The 16834-nt window shown below is 61.1% G+C and carries 18 protein-coding genes and 2 pseudogenes; 9 read left to right on the forward strand and 11 right to left on the reverse strand.

The window, feature by feature from the left end; all coding sequences use genetic code 11:
- From JKL45_RS30150 to JKL45_RS23880, 6 genes and pseudogenes are all read right to left on the reverse strand, one after another.
- Positions 1-128, reverse strand: a pseudogene (locus tag JKL45_RS30150) (IS110 family transposase); the annotation flags it as partial.
- Positions 129-450: 322 nt separating this feature from the next.
- Entirely contained in the window at positions 451-1338 is an 888-nt protein-coding gene (locus JKL45_RS23860; RefSeq protein WP_376771069.1) for an NAD(P)-dependent oxidoreductase, read from the reverse strand.
- A gap of 61 nt (positions 1339-1399) precedes the next feature.
- Positions 1400-2914 (reverse strand): tripartite tricarboxylate transporter permease, encoded by a 1515-nt coding sequence (locus JKL45_RS23865; RefSeq protein WP_201864290.1) that lies wholly within the window; start codon positions 2912-2914, stop codon positions 1400-1402.
- A gap of 25 nt (positions 2915-2939) precedes the next feature.
- Complete coding sequence (locus JKL45_RS23870) at positions 2940-3419, reverse strand: tripartite tricarboxylate transporter TctB family protein (protein WP_201864291.1); 480 nt, start codon at positions 3417-3419, stop codon at positions 2940-2942.
- 80 nt (positions 3420-3499) lie between these two features.
- Positions 3500-4495: a Bug family tripartite tricarboxylate transporter substrate binding protein gene (locus JKL45_RS23875; protein WP_201864292.1), complete on the reverse strand. Its 996-nt coding sequence runs from the start codon at positions 4493-4495 to the stop codon at positions 3500-3502.
- A gap of 57 nt (positions 4496-4552) precedes the next feature.
- Positions 4553-5572, reverse strand: a complete 1020-nt coding sequence (locus JKL45_RS23880; RefSeq protein ID WP_201864314.1) for a 4-hydroxythreonine-4-phosphate dehydrogenase PdxA — start codon at positions 5570-5572, stop codon at positions 4553-4555.
- 217 nt (positions 5573-5789) lie between these two features.
- Between JKL45_RS23880 and JKL45_RS23885 the strand changes: the two genes are divergently transcribed.
- From JKL45_RS23885 to JKL45_RS23910, 6 genes are all read left to right on the forward strand, one after another.
- Complete coding sequence (locus tag JKL45_RS23885) at positions 5790-6479, forward strand: GntR family transcriptional regulator (RefSeq protein ID WP_201864293.1); 690 nt, start codon at positions 5790-5792, stop codon at positions 6477-6479.
- Between the two features lie 56 nt (positions 6480-6535).
- Positions 6536-7255 (forward strand): 3-oxo-tetronate 4-phosphate decarboxylase, encoded by a 720-nt coding sequence (gene otnC, locus JKL45_RS23890; RefSeq protein WP_201864294.1) that lies wholly within the window; start codon positions 6536-6538, stop codon positions 7253-7255.
- A 4-nt stretch (positions 7256-7259) separates the two neighbouring features.
- Entirely contained in the window at positions 7260-8069 is an 810-nt protein-coding gene (locus JKL45_RS23895) for a hydroxypyruvate isomerase family protein (RefSeq protein ID WP_201864295.1), read from the forward strand.
- The gene (gene otnK, locus JKL45_RS23900) at positions 8066-9331 is read left to right on the forward strand and encodes a 3-oxo-tetronate kinase (RefSeq protein ID WP_201864296.1); all 1266 of its coding nucleotides are present in this window, start codon (positions 8066-8068) and stop codon (positions 9329-9331) included. Before JKL45_RS23895 ends, otnK begins: the two co-directional genes overlap by 4 nt.
- A gap of 79 nt (positions 9332-9410) precedes the next feature.
- Positions 9411-10805 carry an NAD(P)H-dependent oxidoreductase gene (locus JKL45_RS23905; protein ID WP_201864297.1) on the forward strand — a complete coding sequence of 465 codons (1395 nt, stop codon included), beginning with the start codon at positions 9411-9413 and terminating at the stop codon, positions 10803-10805.
- A 25-nt stretch (positions 10806-10830) separates the two neighbouring features.
- The gene (locus tag JKL45_RS23910; RefSeq protein WP_201864298.1) at positions 10831-11793 is read left to right on the forward strand and encodes a bile acid:sodium symporter family protein; all 963 of its coding nucleotides are present in this window, start codon (positions 10831-10833) and stop codon (positions 11791-11793) included.
- A 153-nt stretch (positions 11794-11946) separates the two neighbouring features.
- On the opposite strand, the gene JKL45_RS23915 is transcribed toward JKL45_RS23910, so the two are convergent.
- Positions 11947-12750 (reverse strand): IS6 family transposase, encoded by an 804-nt coding sequence (locus JKL45_RS23915; RefSeq protein ID WP_376771070.1) that lies wholly within the window; start codon positions 12748-12750, stop codon positions 11947-11949.
- A 98-nt stretch (positions 12751-12848) separates the two neighbouring features.
- Here JKL45_RS23915 and JKL45_RS23920 point away from each other — a divergent pair, with 98 nt between their 5' ends.
- Complete coding sequence (locus tag JKL45_RS23920) at positions 12849-13007, forward strand: hypothetical protein (RefSeq protein ID WP_201864320.1); 159 nt, start codon at positions 12849-12851, stop codon at positions 13005-13007.
- 250 nt (positions 13008-13257) lie between these two features.
- Here JKL45_RS23920 and JKL45_RS23925 read toward each other — a convergent pair whose 3' ends face one another.
- The 4 genes from JKL45_RS23925 to JKL45_RS23940 all read right to left on the reverse strand — a co-directional run bounded on the left by JKL45_RS23925 (position 13258) and on the right by JKL45_RS23940 (position 15809).
- On the reverse strand, positions 13258-13551 hold the full coding sequence (locus tag JKL45_RS23925; RefSeq protein WP_201864299.1) for an LPXTG cell wall anchor domain-containing protein: 294 nt from the start codon (positions 13549-13551) through the stop codon (positions 13258-13260).
- A 105-nt stretch (positions 13552-13656) separates the two neighbouring features.
- Entirely contained in the window at positions 13657-14010 is a 354-nt protein-coding gene (locus JKL45_RS30710) for a YidB family protein (protein WP_312897028.1), read from the reverse strand.
- 341 nt (positions 14011-14351) lie between these two features.
- Positions 14352-15389 (reverse strand): YsnF/AvaK domain-containing protein, encoded by a 1038-nt coding sequence (locus JKL45_RS23935; RefSeq protein ID WP_246498887.1) that lies wholly within the window; start codon positions 15387-15389, stop codon positions 14352-14354.
- Between the two features lie 81 nt (positions 15390-15470).
- The gene (locus JKL45_RS23940; RefSeq protein ID WP_201864300.1) at positions 15471-15809 is read right to left on the reverse strand and encodes a PepSY domain-containing protein; all 339 of its coding nucleotides are present in this window, start codon (positions 15807-15809) and stop codon (positions 15471-15473) included.
- A 156-nt stretch (positions 15810-15965) separates the two neighbouring features.
- On the opposite strand from JKL45_RS23940, the gene JKL45_RS23945 reads away from it, so the two are divergent.
- Positions 15966-16493 carry a YsnF/AvaK domain-containing protein gene (locus JKL45_RS23945; RefSeq protein WP_201864301.1) on the forward strand — a complete coding sequence of 176 codons (528 nt, stop codon included), beginning with the start codon at positions 15966-15968 and terminating at the stop codon, positions 16491-16493.
- Positions 16494-16710: 217 nt separating this feature from the next.
- A pseudogene (locus tag JKL45_RS30920) lies at positions 16711-16812 on the forward strand (hypothetical protein); the annotation flags it as partial.
- Positions 16813-16834 lie beyond the last annotated feature (22 nt).

Genomic DNA, 16834 nt, shown 5'->3' on the forward strand with positions numbered 1-16834 from the left:
TGGGACCGGGAGAGCTTGATCCGCAGCACGATGGCGCCGCGTTGATCCTGACCGACGAGGTGGAAGCTGTTCTTGCCCAGATCGATGCCCAGGGTGGCGATCACAGCAGAGAAAGAAGACCGTGACATGGAACGTGCTCCTTGCGTGGCTCGAAGCCCCACAGCTTACGAACAAGCGGGGCAGAAGCACGGCCGGACCATCCCATTAGCTGACCAATCGCCGTGCTTAGCCTCGCACCAAGTAGACGCTACTCGCCCTTTACAGCCTTCGCGCCGTGGACACCTAGCGATCTTCTGCACGAGACCTAAGTCCATAGTCCCATCGGCAATCCGGCTCCGCCACTGATCGCTCAAAGAGTCGACGTTGCGCGGCTATGAAGTGCAAGTATTTCGAATGGCACTTCCGCTCGCTGCGGCTTGATGAACTGCTGGGACTAAGCCACACGATAGTTTAGACTTCGACGGCATTTCGGCGTTCCAGCTCAGTAAGGAGTCCGCTGTGATCGAGATCGCCCGCATTCTCGATGAGACCCCGGAAGAGGTCCGCCGTCAGCGAGGTGTAAGGCAGAGCATCAAGCTCGATCCGCTCCGCAACGTCCAAAGCATTGTCGAGATCCTTGAGATGCGTGACCGAGCGGCCTTTCGTGACAAAATCACGCTCGACCATGCGCTGACCGTGAAGTTCGAGAATGCGGCTTTCGGCAAAGCCCCCACGAAGAGCCTCACGCACCTTGGCTGGATCGGCGCCGCCCCGCTGGGCCAGCAGAAGTGCCTCGGCAACGGCTCCGATGGTCACGCCGACGATGATCTGGTTAGCCAGTTTCGCGAGTTGCCCTGCTCCGTGCGGTCCCACATGAACAGGTCTGCCCATGAACTTCAGGATCGGCTCAACACGACCGAAGATCTCGGCCTCGCCGCCAGCCATGATAGCCAATGTCCCCTGCTCTGCTCCAAGTGTGCCACCGGAAACAGGCGCATCGATATGATGGACGCCCCGCTCCTTCAGATGCTTCGCATGCTCCTGTGCCTCGGCGGGCTTGATCGAACTCATATCAACCAGGATGGTCCCTGGCCGCAGGGCACCTGCCACGCCTTGTGAGAAGAGCACATCCGTGACGATCTTGCCGTTCTCCAGCATGAGGATCACAACGTCAGCGTTGCTCACGGCCTCGGACGCGGCATCCACCACGCGAGCACCAGAAGCTGCAAAAGCCTCAGCTTTCTCGCGTGACCGGTTCCAAGCGGTCAGCGGATAGCCGGCGTCGAGCAATCGTTTTGCCTGGCGCGAGCCCATGAGGCCGATGCCAAGGAACGCTACACTGGCAGAGGTGGATGCCATCATCGAAAACTCCTTCAAGGTGGCCCGCCCGGATATTGAGCGGACCATTTGAACATCGGACTCAGGCGACCGCGGATGAGGCCTTCGGCTTCATCAGGCGGCCGAGCGCGCTGCTCAGCAGCGGTCCGAAGGCAAGAGCCAATCCGATCAGCAGCAGTGTCGTGACGAGACCGTTCGACCAAAAGATCGAGAGCGATCCTCGGGACATGATCATGGATTGGCGGAAAGCATCCTCTGCCTTATCGCCGAGCACCATCGCTAGAACGAGCGGCGCAATCGGATAATTCAGCTTCTTAAACAGATATCCCACAACACCGAAGGCTAGGGCCAGCCAAAGATCGAACGGACGGCCAGCGACCGTATAGGCGCCGATGAAGCATACGACTACGATCACGGGTCCGATTATGGCGAAAGGAATACGCAGGATCGAGGCGAAGAGCGGAATGGTGGCGAGCACCATGAGCACGGCCACGATATTGCCGAGATACATGCTGGCTATCAGGCCCCAGACGAAGTCCGGCCGTTCGACGAACAGCATCGGTCCCGGATTGAGGCCCCAGATCATCAGGCCGCCCATCATCACGGCTGCCGTTGCAGAACCGGGCACGCCGAGAGCGAGCATGGGCAGGATAGCGCTGCTCCCGGCAGCGTGGTCTGCCGTCTCCGGAGCAACGACCCCTTCGGGCTCGCCTCGTCCAAAACCTTCCTTGCGGCGGGAGAGACGTTTGGCCAGGCCATAGCTCATGAAGGAAGCTGCGGTCGGTCCGCCGGGGGTGATCCCCATCCAGCATCCGATGGCGGCACTGCGCAGGAGCGTCACCCAGTAGCGCGGCAGGGTCGCGATGGTCCTGAAGACGTCGCGGATCTTGACCCGAGCGCGAATGCCGTCGAAGCGCAACCCCTCCTCCATGGTGAGCATGAGTTCGCCGATGCCGAACAGGCCGATCACCGCGATGAGGAAGCTGATGCCGGACAAAAGCTCATTAAACCCGTAGGTCAGGCGCAGGCCGCCCGAGACCGTGTCCATGCCGACCGCCGCGAAAGCAAATCCGAGACCCATGGAGACGATGGTCTTGAACGGCGATGCGGTGCCAAGTCCGATGAAGCTGGCGAAGGCCAGGAAATAGACGGCGAAATACTCCGGCGAACTGAACCGGAGGGCGAACTTAGCTACCCACGTCGACAGCACGGTGATCAGGATCACGCCGACCAAAGCGCCGAAGCCAGCTGACAGGAATGCGAGGGTCAGCGCCTGTGTTGCCTGCCCCTGCCGGGCCATGGGGTACCCGTCGAACGTTGTTGCAACGGATGACGGTTCTCCTGGAATGTTGAAGAGGATCGAGGTTGTCGATCCGCCAAATAGCGCTCCCCAATACATACTGGTGAGAAGGATGATCGCTGCGACCGGATCCATCGTAAAGGTCAGCGGCAACAGCAGCGAAACGCCATTAGGAGCCCCGAGCCCCGGCAAAACGCCGACGAGAATGCCCAGAAGCACGCCGATCATCATCAGCATGACGTGGTAGGTTGTCAGCGCGACGCCAAAACCGTGAAGGAGTGATGCGAAATTTTCCACGACCTGTCTCCGTCGGGATTGCGGGCTAGTAGAGGCCCAGAGCGGCTTCGAGCGGACCCTTCAGGAGAGGAACCTGGAATGCCACTTCGAGAACGAAGTAAAAAATGACGGCTGCAGCGATGCCCGAAGCAATGGATATAACGAGCCGATATTTGCCCTGCACCGACATGACGAACGCGAGATAGAGCGCCGTCGCCACATATAGCCCGAGGAGACGCCCAACCACCACGAAGGCGAGCATCGGCAGGAAGAACGAGGCCACGCGCTTGGCCTCTTCCTTATGAAGGAAGACTGACTGCAATCCATGTCGACCGACGGTCGCCTGGATCAGAGTTCCGATACTGGCAGCAACGACCAGAAGGCCGATATAGAATGGAAAAGCTCCTGGCTCTGGTCCTGCGTCGCCCCAGCCAATCCCGAATTCCAGAGCACCGACCACAGCAGCAAGCCCCAGGCCTGCCGTGAGAGTCGCACTTCCGATCTCAGCTGTGTAACGAGAAATCATGGCGTCCGTCCCGGTCTGATGAATGCCGCATGGAGGAGAGGCTGACGGAGAGAAGTCCGTCAGCCTTGGAGCCGCGCCAATTAGCGGGCGATCCAGCCTTCTTGTTCAAAGACCTTGCGGTTCTTGGCGTCGTCCGAGGCGATGAAGGTCTTCAAGTCCTGACCGGCCAGAAACCGATCAGTTTGAGACGTGCGCTCGATATATTCCTTCCACTCAGGCGTCTCGCTCACCTTCTTGAGGAGATCGGCATAAAAAGCGACCGCGTCCGCAGGAACGCCGCCCGGCAGCCACACGGTGCGCGGCATCTGGAACTGGTCGATCGGGATGCCGGCTTCCTTGCAGGTCGGGATGTCCGACCAGCCCATGGTGGCCGTTACCTTCACCCCACCTTGTAGACGCGTCGGGCTGAACACGCAGAGCGGGGTGATCGCTCCGGCCTTCCACTGGCCCGCATTCTCGTTCGGGTTGTTGGTGTTCGAGTCGATATGCCCGCCCGCGAGCTGCACACCGGCGGCACCGCCGCCCTGGAAGGGAACGTAGATGAACTTGGCACTCGTTGCATCCTGGATCAGGCTGGTGAGGGTCTGATCAGTATCCTTGGACTGGCTACCGCCCATCTTGAAGGTATCAGGCTTCGCCTTGACCGCCTCGATATAGCTCTTAGCGTCCTTATATGGAGCGTCGGCTTTGACCCAGAGCAGGAACTCGTCGAGGGCCATGGCCGCCACAGGGGTCAGCTCATCGGGCTTGTAGGCGAGCTTCGCCACATAAGGCAGGAGATAGGCGTTGTTCGTGCCGAAGGTGAGTTTGTGGCTGTCGCCGGCTGCGACCTTCGTATAGATGAATCCTTCCGCGCCGCTGCCGCCACCTTTGTTCGTAACGACGATGGGCTGTTCCATCAGCTTGTGCTTGGCAATGATCGACTGGACGACGCGGGCGAAGTTGTCCGTGCCGCCGCCAGGGGACGACGTGACGATGAATTCAACGGGTTTCGCCGGCTTCCAATCCGCCTGCGCCACGCCGCCGAATGTCACCGCGATGGTGGTAGCGAGCAACCATGAAGTCTTCTTAAGCATCGTTCTTCCTCCCTGTGGTGTTTCCAGCCGATGGCGTCGGCTCTTGGAACTGGCTGTTTAGGAATTGATGGCCGATAATCTGGGCTGCGATATCTCGGAGCGACGGGCCTGCACCTCAGAGCCCATCCGGATAGCAAGAGAGAGTGCCTCGCGGCTCGCTCCGAGATTGGCAACGCCGCGACCGGCAATCTCGTACGCTGTGCCATGGGCCGGAGTGCAGATCGGGAATTGGAAACCGCCGATGAGCGTCACGCCGCGATCGAAGCCCATCAGCTTCATGGCGATCTGACCCTGATCATGGTACATGGTGAGGACGGAGTCGAAATCGCCGTTTTTAGCACGCAGGAACACGGTATCCGACGGGAATGGCCCTTCAACGGTGAAGCCCTGCGCCTGCGCCTGACGGACGGCCGGCTCAATGACGTCGATTTCCTCCATTCCGAAATTGCCGCCGTCGCCCGCATGCGGATTGAGGCCTGCGACCGCGATACGCGGTGGATTGAAGCCCGCAGCACGCATGCACTGATCCGCCAGCGTGAGCGATCGCAGGATCGCCTTCTCGGAAATGGCGGAGGCCACCTGCGACAACGGGATGTGCGAGGTTACACGGGCATTCCAGGTCTTGCCCAGAACGTTGAACTCGCTCGCCGCTACCGATGTCTTGAGAACATCGCGCACGAAGCGGATCTCGTCGTCGTATCCGTCATAGGCCAGACGCATGGCCTTCTTGTTGAAAGGCGTGAAAAACACCGCATCCGCACGACCGGACTGGGCCAGCAACAGGGCGCGCCGGAAGTTCTCGGTTGCGAACACACCGCCTTCGAGCGTGGCCGTGGCAGAAACGACTTGATCGGGACTGAGATTTTCGAGGTCTATGAAGACCGGACGGGACGAGCAAGCCGGAATCGCATTTTCCGACGCAATAACGTCCACGTCGACTCCAACACCTGCAACCTTGGCACCCTGCTCCAGAATGCGAAGGTCGCCGAAGATCACGAGGTTTGCGCCGGAACGGAACTCGTCGGATGCGATGAGCTTGGCAGCCAATTCTGGGCTGATGCCTGCCGGATCGCCCATGGCGAATGCAACAGTCGGCTTTGCTGGCGGGATCGATGACGATTGAGCGCTCACGGCAACCTCTTCTCGGGATGACACAAGAACGTTAACAGCCCTAAATTTCGTACACAAGTATGCTGCATACAGAATTTTGTTTGCGGCGGTTCAGGAAAAAGTTGTATAGGAGGAACAATCCGCGCCAGGATTTGTGGAAAGACTGCAAAGAACGGAATGAGCCATGGCATCTGACGCAGCAGCTCTGCTGGTTGACGACTTCGATTCGCGCGGCCCCATTGCCCGCCCGACGCTTCACGACGCCATCGTGGCTCGGGTGCGCGACATGATCATCGAAGGCGAGCTTGCTCCCGGGACTCGGCTTCACGAGGGCAATCTCGGCAAGATGCTCGGTGTTTCCCGGACGCCGCTGCGGGAAGCCCTCAAGTTTCTCGTCAGCGAGGGGCTGCTGGAATTGTCACCTGGGCGGGGTGCGGTGGTTCGGCAGTTTTCCGCGAAGGATGTCCATGACAGCCTGATCGTGCTCGGCAATCTTGAAGGCCTTGCGGGACGGCTGGCCTGTGAGCATGCCACCGATGCCGAAATCGGTGAGGTCCGGCAACTCCATGACCGTATGATGGACATGTACGAGAAGCGCGATCGCCTACCCTATTTCAAGCTGAATCAGAGCATCCACTCGGCCATTCTCCGCCTTTCCAAGAACGAAGCTCTGGTCTCAGTGCACAATGTTCTGCAGGCCCGTCTGAAGCGCATCCGCTACATCGGCAACGAGGGGCCTGAAAAATGGGCCGGCGCGGTTGCCGATCATGAAGAGATGATCAATGCCCTGAAAGCGCGCGATGCCGACCGCCTGTCGAAGGTTCTCACCGACCATATGGCAAAGACCTGGGAGCGTGTGAGAAACGCTATCTGATAACAGCTAACAGTCAGCTTCCTTTTCCCACCCCCTCATCTTTACAAGGCCTCGATATGAACGATGAGAGCCGGCTTCGCGAGACGATCTGCCTTTTCGGGCGCTCTCTCTTCGAACGGGGGCTGACCGCTGGATCGTCGGGCAACATCTCGGTTCGGTTGAGCAACGGAGGCTGGGTGACAACACCAACCAACTCTTCCCTCGGTTTTCTCGACCCTGCCCGCCTGAGCAAGCTCGATGCCGATGGACGCCTTGTCTCGGGCGATGCGCCGACAAAGGAGTTGCCTCTTCATACGGCTCTTTATTCGACCCGCAGTGATGCCGGCGCGATCGTTCATCTGCACTCCACCCATTCGGTCGCCGTCTCGATGCTGCCCGATATTGACCCTGCCAATGCACTGCCGCCCATGACGGCCTATTATGTCATGAGGGTCGGCCGCACAGCTCTCGTTCCCTATTATCGGCCGGGAGATGCCGCCGTCGCGGATGCGATCCGCGGACTCGCAGGCAAATACAGTGCGGTGCTTCTGGCCAATCACGGCCCAGTGGTCACTGGCAACGATCTGGAAGCTGCTGTCTATGCCATGGAAGAGTTGGAAGAGACCGCGAAGCTGCGCCTTCTCCTCCATGGCCTCAACCCTCGCCTGCTGACCCGTGGGCAGGTTCGGGATCTGGTGACACAATTCGGTTTGGATGAGGCGATTGCGGAAGAGTCCTCCGACAGCCATCAGGAATGCTGTTCCACGCCTTATCACCATTCACACAAGTGCGGATGAACCGATGCCCCGTTTCTCGGCCAATCTAGGCTTTCTCTTTACCGAGCATTCCGACATCGATCGGATTGCGGCCGCAGCGGCAGCAGGCTTCAAAGCTGTCGAAATGCACTGGCCTTATCAGGTACCTGCTGCCGAGATGCGCAATGCCCTGAGTACAAACCAAGTGACTATGCTCGGATTGAACACCCCGGTCGGGAATGCCGCAGCCGGCGATTTCGGGCTCGGAGCCTTGCCAGGTCGTGAAAGTGAATTCCTCCAGGCCTTCGAACAGGCTGCTTCCTATGGGCACGCCATCGGCGCAACGGCCGTTCACTGCATGTCCGGATTGGTCACACCCGATGCCGTCCCGGCCGCCGAGCGCACGTTCGTCGCGAACCTGAAGCTTACTGCCGACAAAGCCGCCCTAGCCGACATGACGGTCCTGATCGAGCCGATCAACCATCGTGACAAGCCAGAATATTTTCTTCACACCATCGAGCAGGCCGCAATGATCATCGAGCAGGTCAGCCGCCGAAATGTGAAGATCATGTTCGACTGCTATCATACCCAGATCATGCAAGGCGATCTGACGCGGCGTCTCAAACAGCACCTCGATCTGATCGGGCATGTGCAGATCGCTGCTGTCCCGAGCCGGGCGGAACCGGATGAGGGCGAAATCAACTATCGCGACATCTGCCGATCCCTTGATCAGCTGGGATATAGCGGCTGGATCGGAGCCGAATACAAACCTCGCGGGCGGACAGAAGAAGGCCTCGGCTGGCTTCCAGCCTGGACACAGGATGCCCCCCACAATGTTCGTGGAGTCATGGCATGAAGCTTGGATGCATCGCCGATGATCTGACGGGGGCAACGGACCTTGCCCTGATGCTGGCCCGTGAAGGGCTCCGAACCATTCAGACGATCGGCGTGCCGAGAGCAGATCTCGACCTGTCTGGTGCGGACGCCGTCGTTGTTGCGCTGAAATCCAGGACAATTCCCGCGCAGGAAGCCATCGCGCAGTCCCTGGCCGCAGCCGAGTCTCTCAGGAAAAGCGAGGCGCAGCATCTGTTCTTCAAGTACTGCTCCACCTTCGACTCCACAGATGAGGGCAATATCGGGCCGGTCACCGACGCTCTCCTGGCGTTCACGGACAGCGACTTCACCCTCGCCTGCCCGGCCTTTCCGGCCAACGGCCGTACGGTCTACAAGGGCCATCTCTTCGTGAACGGCGAACCGCTGCATGAAAGCAGTATGAAGGATCATCCGCTGACGCCCATGCGAGATTCCAACCTCGTGCGGGTTCTACAACGCCAGACGAAGCTCTCAGTTGGCTTGGTTGCCTATGAGGATGTGGAAGCTGGGCCGGACTCCATTCGCATTGCCTTCGCACGCGAAAAGGCAGCAGGTCACCGGATCGTTATCGTCGATGCGCTGAGCGATTCACATCTGCGCGCCATCGGCCTCGCAGCCGCCGACCTTTCCCTCATGACCGGCGGGTCTGGTGTCGCCATGGGCCTGCCTGCAGCCTATCGACAGGGTGAGGGCCTGACAGTGCCCTCGTCTTCGACAGCCTTCGATGCCCCTGCCGGTCGCAGCATCATCCTGGCTGGATCATGCTCCAGCGCGACGCAGGAACAGGTCAAGGTGGCCCTTGATGCAGGCATTCCTGCCCTCCGGCTTGATCCGCTGGACCTCGCGTCCGGAGCCATGACCCCACAGACGGCTCTCGACTGGCTGGAATCGCAGCCTTCACAGCGACCTGCTCTGATCTACTCCACGGCAAACCCCAACGACGTTCAGGCGGTCCAGAGCAGGCTCGGGCGGATGCATGCGGGCGAGATCGTTGAGAACACCCTCGCGGAGATCGCGATGGCACTTCCGGCCCTTAGTTTCACCCGCCTGATCGTCGCTGGAGGAGAAACATCCGGCGCTGTCGTGAATGCTCTCGATGTCGATGCGCTTGCAATCGGCCCTGAGATCGACCCGGGCGTTCCCTGGACCCGCTCCCTCGCAGGAAACGACCTCGCACTGGTACTCAAGTCCGGCAATTTCGGAAGTCCGGACTTCTTCCTCAAGGCCTGGAACATGCTTCGATAGAACTGCGGCCCAGGATAACTGCACATTCAGCGGCACAACAGACCGGTGGCGGGCGCCGTCGGAACGGGAGAGATGCGCAATGAACTATCATGATTACTACGCGAAGGCTGATCGCCCCGTAGAAACATGCGTCGTCGGCACTGGCGGCTTCGGCCAGAGCTTCCTTGCGCAGGCTCAACGCGCCCCCCTGATGAATGCGCGCATTGCCGTCGATCTCACAGCCGAAAGCGCAGCATCGGGGCTGAGGGCCGCCGGCATCGATCCACGCGAGATCCAAGTTTGCGAGTCGGCTCGCGATGCCAAGACCGCATGGGAGCGTGGTGACTACATCGCGACCCAGGATCTCGCATGCGTTTCCGATCTTCCTTTCGATGTGGTCGTCGAAGCAACCGGGCAGCCCCAGGCGGCAGCCCGTCACTCCCTGATCGCTGTCGAGGCCGAAAAGCATCTTGCGCTCGTGACGAAGGAACTCGACAGTGTCGTCGGGCCGGGCCTCACGGCCATGGCCGCCGAACGCGGACGCATTGTCACGACCGTCGATGGGGACCAGCCGAGCCTGCTGATCGGCCTTGCCACCTGGGCTGAGGTCATGGGCTTTCATCTGGTTGCCGCCGGCAAGTCCAGCGAATACGACTTCGTCTTCAACCCCGCCTCCCGTCGCCTCACCAGCAACGATCGTTCTGCGGAGAACGTAGATCTGGAAGGTCATTGGACTCTTGGCGAACGGGATGTCGGCGAGATCCTAGCTGCCCGAAACAATGCCATTATGGGTTTCCCACAACGGGCAGTTCCGGATCTTTGCGAACTCATGGTCGTTGCCAATGCCACCGGTCTGCAGCCCGACCGTCTCGATCTTCACGCGCCGCTCGCGCGGATCCATGAGGTTCCAACCATCTTCTCACATCGGGCGGACGGCGGCATCCTCGCGGACGACCGGCGTCTCGACGTGTTCCACTGCCTGCGCAAGCCCGACGAGATCAGCTTCGCGGGCGGCGTCTTCGTCGTCATTCGCTGCGACGATCCGAAGAGCTGGGACATGCTGGCCCAGAAAGGGCATATCGTGAGCCGGACGGGTGCGAACGCCATGGTGTTCCTGCCGAGACATCTGCTCGGGCTCGAAGCCGCAACAAGCATCCTCGATGCCGCGATCCATCGAACATCGGGCTACGGCTCCGATTACCAGCCGCGTTATGATCTGATCGCCGTGGCGACCGAGGATTTGCCAGCAGGCAGGGTTCTCACGATGGGAGGCCATCATCACACGATTTCTGGAGTGACCGCCGAGTTCCGGAATGGCGGGCCTCTCACGGCCTCAGCCCCCGCCCCGTTCTACCTTGCGGCCGATTGCCGGCTGAGGGCTCCAATCTCCAAGGGGCAGGAGATCCGCATGAGCGATCTCGAGTTGCAGGAGGCCTCTGACCTGATGAAGCTCCGCCGGGAACAGGACGCACGATTCTTCAGCCGTCGGCTTTAAGAGACGCACCCGGAGCCCAGATTCGATGGCTTTGCTCTCACTCCTATATCCTGACCGCTTTACCATTGCCCTCGTGGCAACAGCCGTCGCCGCGACGATTCTGCCCGCAATGGGTGCTGCAGCTCCCATTCTGAAGATGGTTATCGTCGGCTCGATTGCGCTTCTGTTCTTTTTGCAGGGAGCCCGTCTTTCACGGCAGGCCATCATTCAGGGCGCTATCCACTGGCGCCTTCACATGATGGTGTTCGCCGCGACTTTCATCCTGTTCCCGGTTCTCGGCCTGCTCACGAAAACCTATCTGCAATCTTATCTCGCGCCGGGCATGGCCATAGGCATTCTCTACCTCTGCCTTCTTCCTTCCACCATCCAATCCTCCATCACGTTCACATCGATCGCGGGAGGAAATGTCGCCGCTGCCGTGTGCAGCGCGTCGGCCTCTAATGTTCTGGGCGTCTTCCTCACCCCGCTTCTCATGGGACTGTTCATGCAAACTCAGGGCGGTGTTTCCGTGACCGCCATCGGGGAGATCGTCGTGCAGATCCTCGTCCCCTTCGTTGCCGGACATCTGATGCGACCCTGGATCGGCCAATGGGTGGAGCATCGCCGAACACTGACGGGGATCGTAGATCGCGGAGCGATCCTCCTGGTTGTGTACTATGCCTTCGGCGAAGCGGCCATCAACAACCTGTGGACTCAGTTGGAGCCGGGAGACCTCCTCCTGCTGACGCTCGTCAGCTGCGGTCTTCTGGCGACCGTTCTTGTCATCACGACCATGGCCAGCCGGCTGTTCGGGTTCTCTAAACCAGATGAAATCGCCCTCGTATTCTGCGGCTCCAAGAAGAGCCTTGGCAGCGGTGTTCCGATTGCAAGCATTCTCTTTCCAGCAAGCATGATCGGAGCCATCATTCTCCCGCTGATGCTCTTCCATCAAATCCAGCTGCTGGTATGTGCAGTTCTGGCACGCTCCTATGCGGAGCGGAATGCCTAAAGGCTTCTCGCACAAACAGTCAGTCTGTCAGGGTGAAATTCGACAGTCCGCAAAAATGTCGCTTTCCTCAGATGCTCGCTTAGGGTCAGGCACGGTCTCTAAGCCTGCCTGCGTAAAGGTCCGCTCATCCCAGAGGTACTGTCAGGTTGATGCCTAATGGACAAAGTTGGCGTGGGCGGAGCCGCCAAGTCGGTCTAAGCTATTACACGAGGCAGCACCGGTCGCATCGCGCCAAGTGGCGAAGGCGTGCTCACGCGCAGCCCGGTACTCACTGGCGGAAAGACGATGACGGCGGAGCTGGAAGTGGTTGTGGATCGGGCTATGGATTGAGAGAAACTGCTGGGCGTGCCGGACTGACTTGAAGCGCCTCATGTGGCGCTCCCGTCGTCGGGTGGGTTGATGCGGCACCTCACATCGGTTGTTCAGGTATTGGCTCTGCCGAGGCTCGACGCTCCGCAAAATCTCGCGTTTGGCAGCGCCATAGGATCCGAGTTTGTCGGTCACGATCACTCTTGGCACGTAGCACAAGCCCTTCAGCAGCTTGCGAAAGAAGCGCTTGGCTGCCTTGGTGTTGCGGCGACTCTGAACCAGCACATCGAGTACGTTCTCATGCTGATCAACCGCTCGCCAGAGGTAGTGCAGTCTGCCTCGGATGCGAACAAACACCTCATCTAAAAACCATTTGTCACCGGGCTGCGGCCGCCGCTGCTCGAGCGTCTTGGCGTAGGTGCGTCCGAACCGCAGGCTCCACTCGCGAATGGTCTCGTAGCTGACCACAACTCCTCGCGCTGCGAGGATCAGCTCAACGTCACGCAGGCTCAGGCTGAAGCAGTGATACAACCAGACCGCTTGGTTAATGATCTCGGCCGGAAGCCGCGGTACGGGTTGGGCGTTGTGCTCATACCCGAGATCCTGCCATAGACCAGAACTCTGGCCAACTTGACAGTACCCGTGCAGGTGGCCCTAAGCCTTCGAGGTCTAGGCCCTGATCCGCTGGAAACTGGACTTCGATCTGTTCGTTGCCTATCGTGCGTGATGCTTGGCTTGGAGGGTTCATGATGGCCCCTAAGGATTGGTTGGCGCCTTACGGCTGCACCGCTCTCATCGTGGTATCCTTCGCCTTCATTGGCGCCATCGTTGCCTGGCCGCTGCTGGGCCCGCTCTGGTCGCCCCAGGTCACCGTTGCCCAATTTGCCCCTGAAGGCTTGAAATAGGGAATTCGGCCGACGCGGAGCCGGATGGTCCGTCCCCAAGCGAGCCTTGGAGGGGGCTTCGCCCGCTAGGAGGAGATCCTCGCGTCCGACCTAGCATTGCTCGCCGCCGAGCTGGAGCGGCAGGGCCAACCCAGGATCGCTGCCATACTTCGGCAGGCAAGCCACCGCTACAGGATCTCCAGCAAACAGACCCGCACCCTTACGATGGCGCCGGATCAGGGGACATGCCCTCCTGAAGCCAGAGTGCCGTCTACTTGGGCCTGTCGTTGTCGTACACGTTGGTGCGGCCCGTGGTCGTCCCGGAGGTGGCCGAGGTACCGGTCGTGCCCGCCCTGGTGGTCCGTGACCGCCTGCGCATGAAGTACCAGACGAGGCCGGCAATGATCGCCAAGCCGATGATGATCCACAGCCAGGAGGCGCCGCCATCGGTCGTTGCGGGCGCGGCGGGCGAGCCGGAAGTCGCAGGTGGCGTGGCCTGGGCGAGGGCCGCATTCACCGCAGCGAGTGTCACGATCGTCGAAGCGTAGAGCCTGTTAATCATCATGGTCCTCTCTCGGCCACGGGGGCTACGGATCAACGTTGGTCGCAAGCCCGCGTTCCTCTCACCGCAAGGGCCGGCATACTTCAGCCCTTGCGGCGATCGGGCCGCTCAGACCCAGCGGGACGAGACCTCCTGCTCCGTGGGCAGGCGACCGTCCGGGGTGAACTGGTCGACCGCGTCGGGCAATTCCTCCGACAGTTCGGACAGGAGTTGCTGGCGCGGCAGGCCGGTCTGCTGCTCGAGGTCGTCGAGCGTGTCCGGCCCGAGCGCCTGCGAGAGTTCGTCCGGCGCGATCCGTCGGTTCTGGCCCGGGCTCGCCCAGGAGTCCACGTGGTCGCCGTAGCCGTTCTGACGGAACTCATCGAACAGACCTCCCAGGCCGCCCCCGCCAGCACCGCCGAGTAGCCCACCCAGCAAACCCCCGAGGCCTCCCGGGAGGGTACTGCCGAGACCACCGGGCATCCCCGCCGCCAAGACCTCCGCCCTGACCGCCGAGCATACCGCCAAGACCGCCCTGACCACCCAGGATGTCCCCGAGCCCGCCGCCCTGCGAACCGGAGCGGTAGTGCTGGAAGGCCTTGGCGGCCAGCAGCATCATGAGCGCCTTCACGATTGGCGAGGTCGCTCCGCCGCGCCCCTGCATCGAGGCACCTCCAGCGCCCATCATGTTACCCAGGATCGAGTCGAGCAGTCCCATCGCAATCTCCTGTTTCGCGCCGTGTCACGGCCCAAAGTGATGACCTCGGGTCGGATGCCCGGAATGGAGAGGGAAGCCCGGCTGCATCCGGGCTTCCCAATATTCGTCAGCGGGTGCGGTCGCTCGGCTTGCCCGTGGTGCCGGTCCGCGAGACGGTGTTGCCGCGTTCGTCTTCGACGTCGACCTCGGTCTTGCGCACGGTGTCCGAGATCGTCTCTGTGCGCTGGTCGGCTTGCTTGCGCACGACCACTTCCTCGACCACGCGGGCTTCCTTGGAGACAACCGCCTCCTCGCCACGCTCCTCCACCTCGATGGTGCGCTCCTGGAACGGATCGCCGGCGAAGGCGCCAGCCTGCGTCGCGCCGGAGGCCGGGCGGCGCTCCACTGCGACCCGCTCCTCGCGCAGGGTGACCTGCTCCTGCACAGGGCGCTCAATCACACGCGAGTGCAGCCGCACGCGACCCCGGTTCACCTCGCGCTTGCCGACGTGCAACTCCTCCTCTGCGACTGGGATCACCTCGTTGGTGCCGCGCGCCGTGGACGACGCACGATCCTTCAGCCCATTCGCACCTGTCGCGGTGGCACTGGCGCCGGTCCAGCCCTCGGAGCGCCAGGTGGTCTCCCGCTCGTCGAAGTCCACCGTGCCCTCGTCATCGAGGATGTCGACGATCCGGTCGACCTCCGTGTCGGAGGCCCGCACGGTCACCAGAGCCCCGCCGCGGCGGATGCCCTCGGCATAGGCATGGGCGTCGTTCTCGTCCACGCCGGCATCAACGAGCGAACCCGTCAACCCGCCAATGGCCGCCCCGGCACCGGCCCCCACGAGCGTGGACACGAGCCATCCGGCAGCTACGACAGGCCCAAGGCCCGGGATAGCCAGCATGCCGAGGCCGGCAAGAAGACCAGCGCCGCCACCCGCCAGCGTGCCGACTGTAGCACCCGTGCCGGCGCCGTCACTGACATCGTCATCATGATGGTTCGTGGCATCGAAGGTGCGGCTGGCGTGCGACGAGTAGCGGTCCCCCTCATTGCTGGCGATCAGGCTGATGTCGCGGTGGGAAACCCCCGCAGCCTCCAAGCGGCGGACGGCTTCGGAGGCGTCCTCATAGCGGTCGAAGAACGCCGTGATGGTCTTACTGGTCATGTCTGTTTCACTTTCTCGCAAAGGGTGCGGCTGCGCGCCGGCACTCTGGTTGCTGCACGGAATGGGTGATGGCGATGGGGCTTACTGCGTCTGCACGGTGCCCTTGTAGTCGATACCCACGCTGACCGACTTGCCGTCGCGCTGGGCCTTGCCGCGCCAGATCCCTTGATCGTCCTTGCGCAGCTCGGCCACGTTGCTGAAGCCCTGCGCCTCAAGGCGGGAGCGTGCCTGCGCTTCGGTGAAGCTGTTTGCACCGGGCTCGACCGCGCCCGTCGTCTGCGGACTATCAGCCGGCTTGTGGGTGACGGCAGGATTTGACGAGCCAGTGTTGTTCGTCGGCTGGGGCGCCGAGGTCTGGGCCATCGTCGCCGTGGTCAGGGCCGACAGAACGGCCAGAGTTGCAAAGCCGAGGCGTCTCAAGGTTCTTCTCCTCTGTGTCAAATACGTAGAGGCTCAATGTACGACTACCGTGACGGTTCCGACTGCCAAGCTTGTGGGCAGGAGGTTATTCCTGCGGAGGAGCGGGGAACTCACCTTCCCAGCACCCGTTGGTTGTCACTGACCTTGAGAGGACCGATGGCCGACCCCATCCCAAACCCGCGCCCACGCCCGGATGACCAGGAGCAAGTGCCTGTTCTTGGTGATGCGCTGAGGAGTGGTTCTCGAACCGTCGCTGAGGAGATCATCCCTGTCGTCGAGGAGACCGCGACGATCGACAAGCGGCAGGTCGTGACCGACCATGTGCGTGTGCGGACGGTCACCGATACCGTCGAGGAACTGGCTCACGCGTCCGTGCAGCGGGAAGACGTCGAAGTCACCCGTGTGCCCGTCGACAGGGTGGTCGAGACCGCGCCCGAGATCAGGACCGACGGCGACGTGACGATCGTGCCGGTGCTCGAGGAGGTGCTTGTGGTCACGAAGCAACTCGTGCTCAAGGAGGAACTGCACATCCGGCGCCGCATCGAAACCGAGATCGTCGAGGTGCCGGTCACCCTCCGCAAGCAACATGCCGTTGTGGAACGTGAACTCCAGGAAGCCCCAAGCCTTCTCGAAGAGGGACAGAACGAGAAATCGATATCATCATGCCGCGCTGATGAACTGTAGTCGTTCGAGAGGGTCAAGGTTAGGCGGATCTGTCGGTTTCCGCGTGACAAGGGCCTGTGGCCCACGCTATTTGCTCGATTCATGGTCGCCTTCATTGGCTAGGCGCTCATAGGCTGGAGGGCGTTACAGTGGGGAACCTCCCGCCATCAGCTCTCCTGAGTATCTGACGAGCGGTCACATCTCCTCGGCAGAATTCGAGAACTGAAAAAGTGAGTTCCTCCAGATGGCGGCGTATGTACCGTCGACCGTATTTCTGTTCCGGAAGGGTTCGGCCGAGTGCGAGAGCTTAATGCGGGCTGTCGCGGTCAACCTGGCATAGACAGCGCAACTCAGCCTTCGAT

The organism is Microvirga soli, assembly GCF_016734765.1.
Classification (GTDB): domain Bacteria; phylum Pseudomonadota; class Alphaproteobacteria; order Rhizobiales; family Beijerinckiaceae; genus Microvirga; species Microvirga soli.

Excerpts from the sequence above, each read along its gene's own strand:
- JKL45_RS23925 (WP_201864299.1), bottom strand. The coding sequence starts at position 13,551 with ATGATGATTAACAGGCTCTACGCTTCGACGATCGTGACACTCGCTGCG.
- JKL45_RS23895 (WP_201864295.1), top strand. The coding sequence starts at position 7,260 with ATGCCCCGTTTCTCGGCCAATCTAGGCTTTCTCTTTACCGAGCATTCC.
- JKL45_RS23905 (WP_201864297.1), top strand. The coding sequence starts at position 9,411 with ATGAACTATCATGATTACTACGCGAAGGCTGATCGCCCCGTAGAAACA.
- otnC (WP_201864294.1), top strand. The coding sequence starts at position 6,536 with ATGAACGATGAGAGCCGGCTTCGCGAGACGATCTGCCTTTTCGGGCGC.
- JKL45_RS23875 (WP_201864292.1), bottom strand. The coding sequence starts at position 4,495 with ATGCTTAAGAAGACTTCATGGTTGCTCGCTACCACCATCGCGGTGACA.
- JKL45_RS23910 (WP_201864298.1), top strand. The coding sequence starts at position 10,831 with ATGGCTTTGCTCTCACTCCTATATCCTGACCGCTTTACCATTGCCCTC.
- JKL45_RS23870 (WP_201864291.1), bottom strand. The coding sequence starts at position 3,419 with ATGATTTCTCGTTACACAGCTGAGATCGGAAGTGCGACTCTCACGGCA.
- JKL45_RS23880 (WP_201864314.1), bottom strand. The coding sequence starts at position 5,572 with ATGGGCGATCCGGCAGGCATCAGCCCAGAATTGGCTGCCAAGCTCATC.
- JKL45_RS23860 (WP_376771069.1), bottom strand. The coding sequence starts at position 1,338 with ATGGCATCCACCTCTGCCAGTGTAGCGTTCCTTGGCATCGGCCTCATG.
- JKL45_RS23945 (WP_201864301.1), top strand. The coding sequence starts at position 15,966 with ATGGCCGACCCCATCCCAAACCCGCGCCCACGCCCGGATGACCAGGAG.
- JKL45_RS30710 (WP_312897028.1), bottom strand. The coding sequence starts at position 14,010 with ATGCCCGGTGGTCTCGGCAGTACCCTCCCGGGAGGCCTCGGGGGTTTG.
- JKL45_RS23935 (WP_246498887.1), bottom strand. The coding sequence starts at position 15,389 with ATGACCAGTAAGACCATCACGGCGTTCTTCGACCGCTATGAGGACGCC.
- JKL45_RS23920 (WP_201864320.1), top strand. The coding sequence starts at position 12,849 with ATGATGGCCCCTAAGGATTGGTTGGCGCCTTACGGCTGCACCGCTCTC.
- JKL45_RS23885 (WP_201864293.1), top strand. The coding sequence starts at position 5,790 with ATGGCATCTGACGCAGCAGCTCTGCTGGTTGACGACTTCGATTCGCGC.
- otnK (WP_201864296.1), top strand. The coding sequence starts at position 8,066 with ATGAAGCTTGGATGCATCGCCGATGATCTGACGGGGGCAACGGACCTT.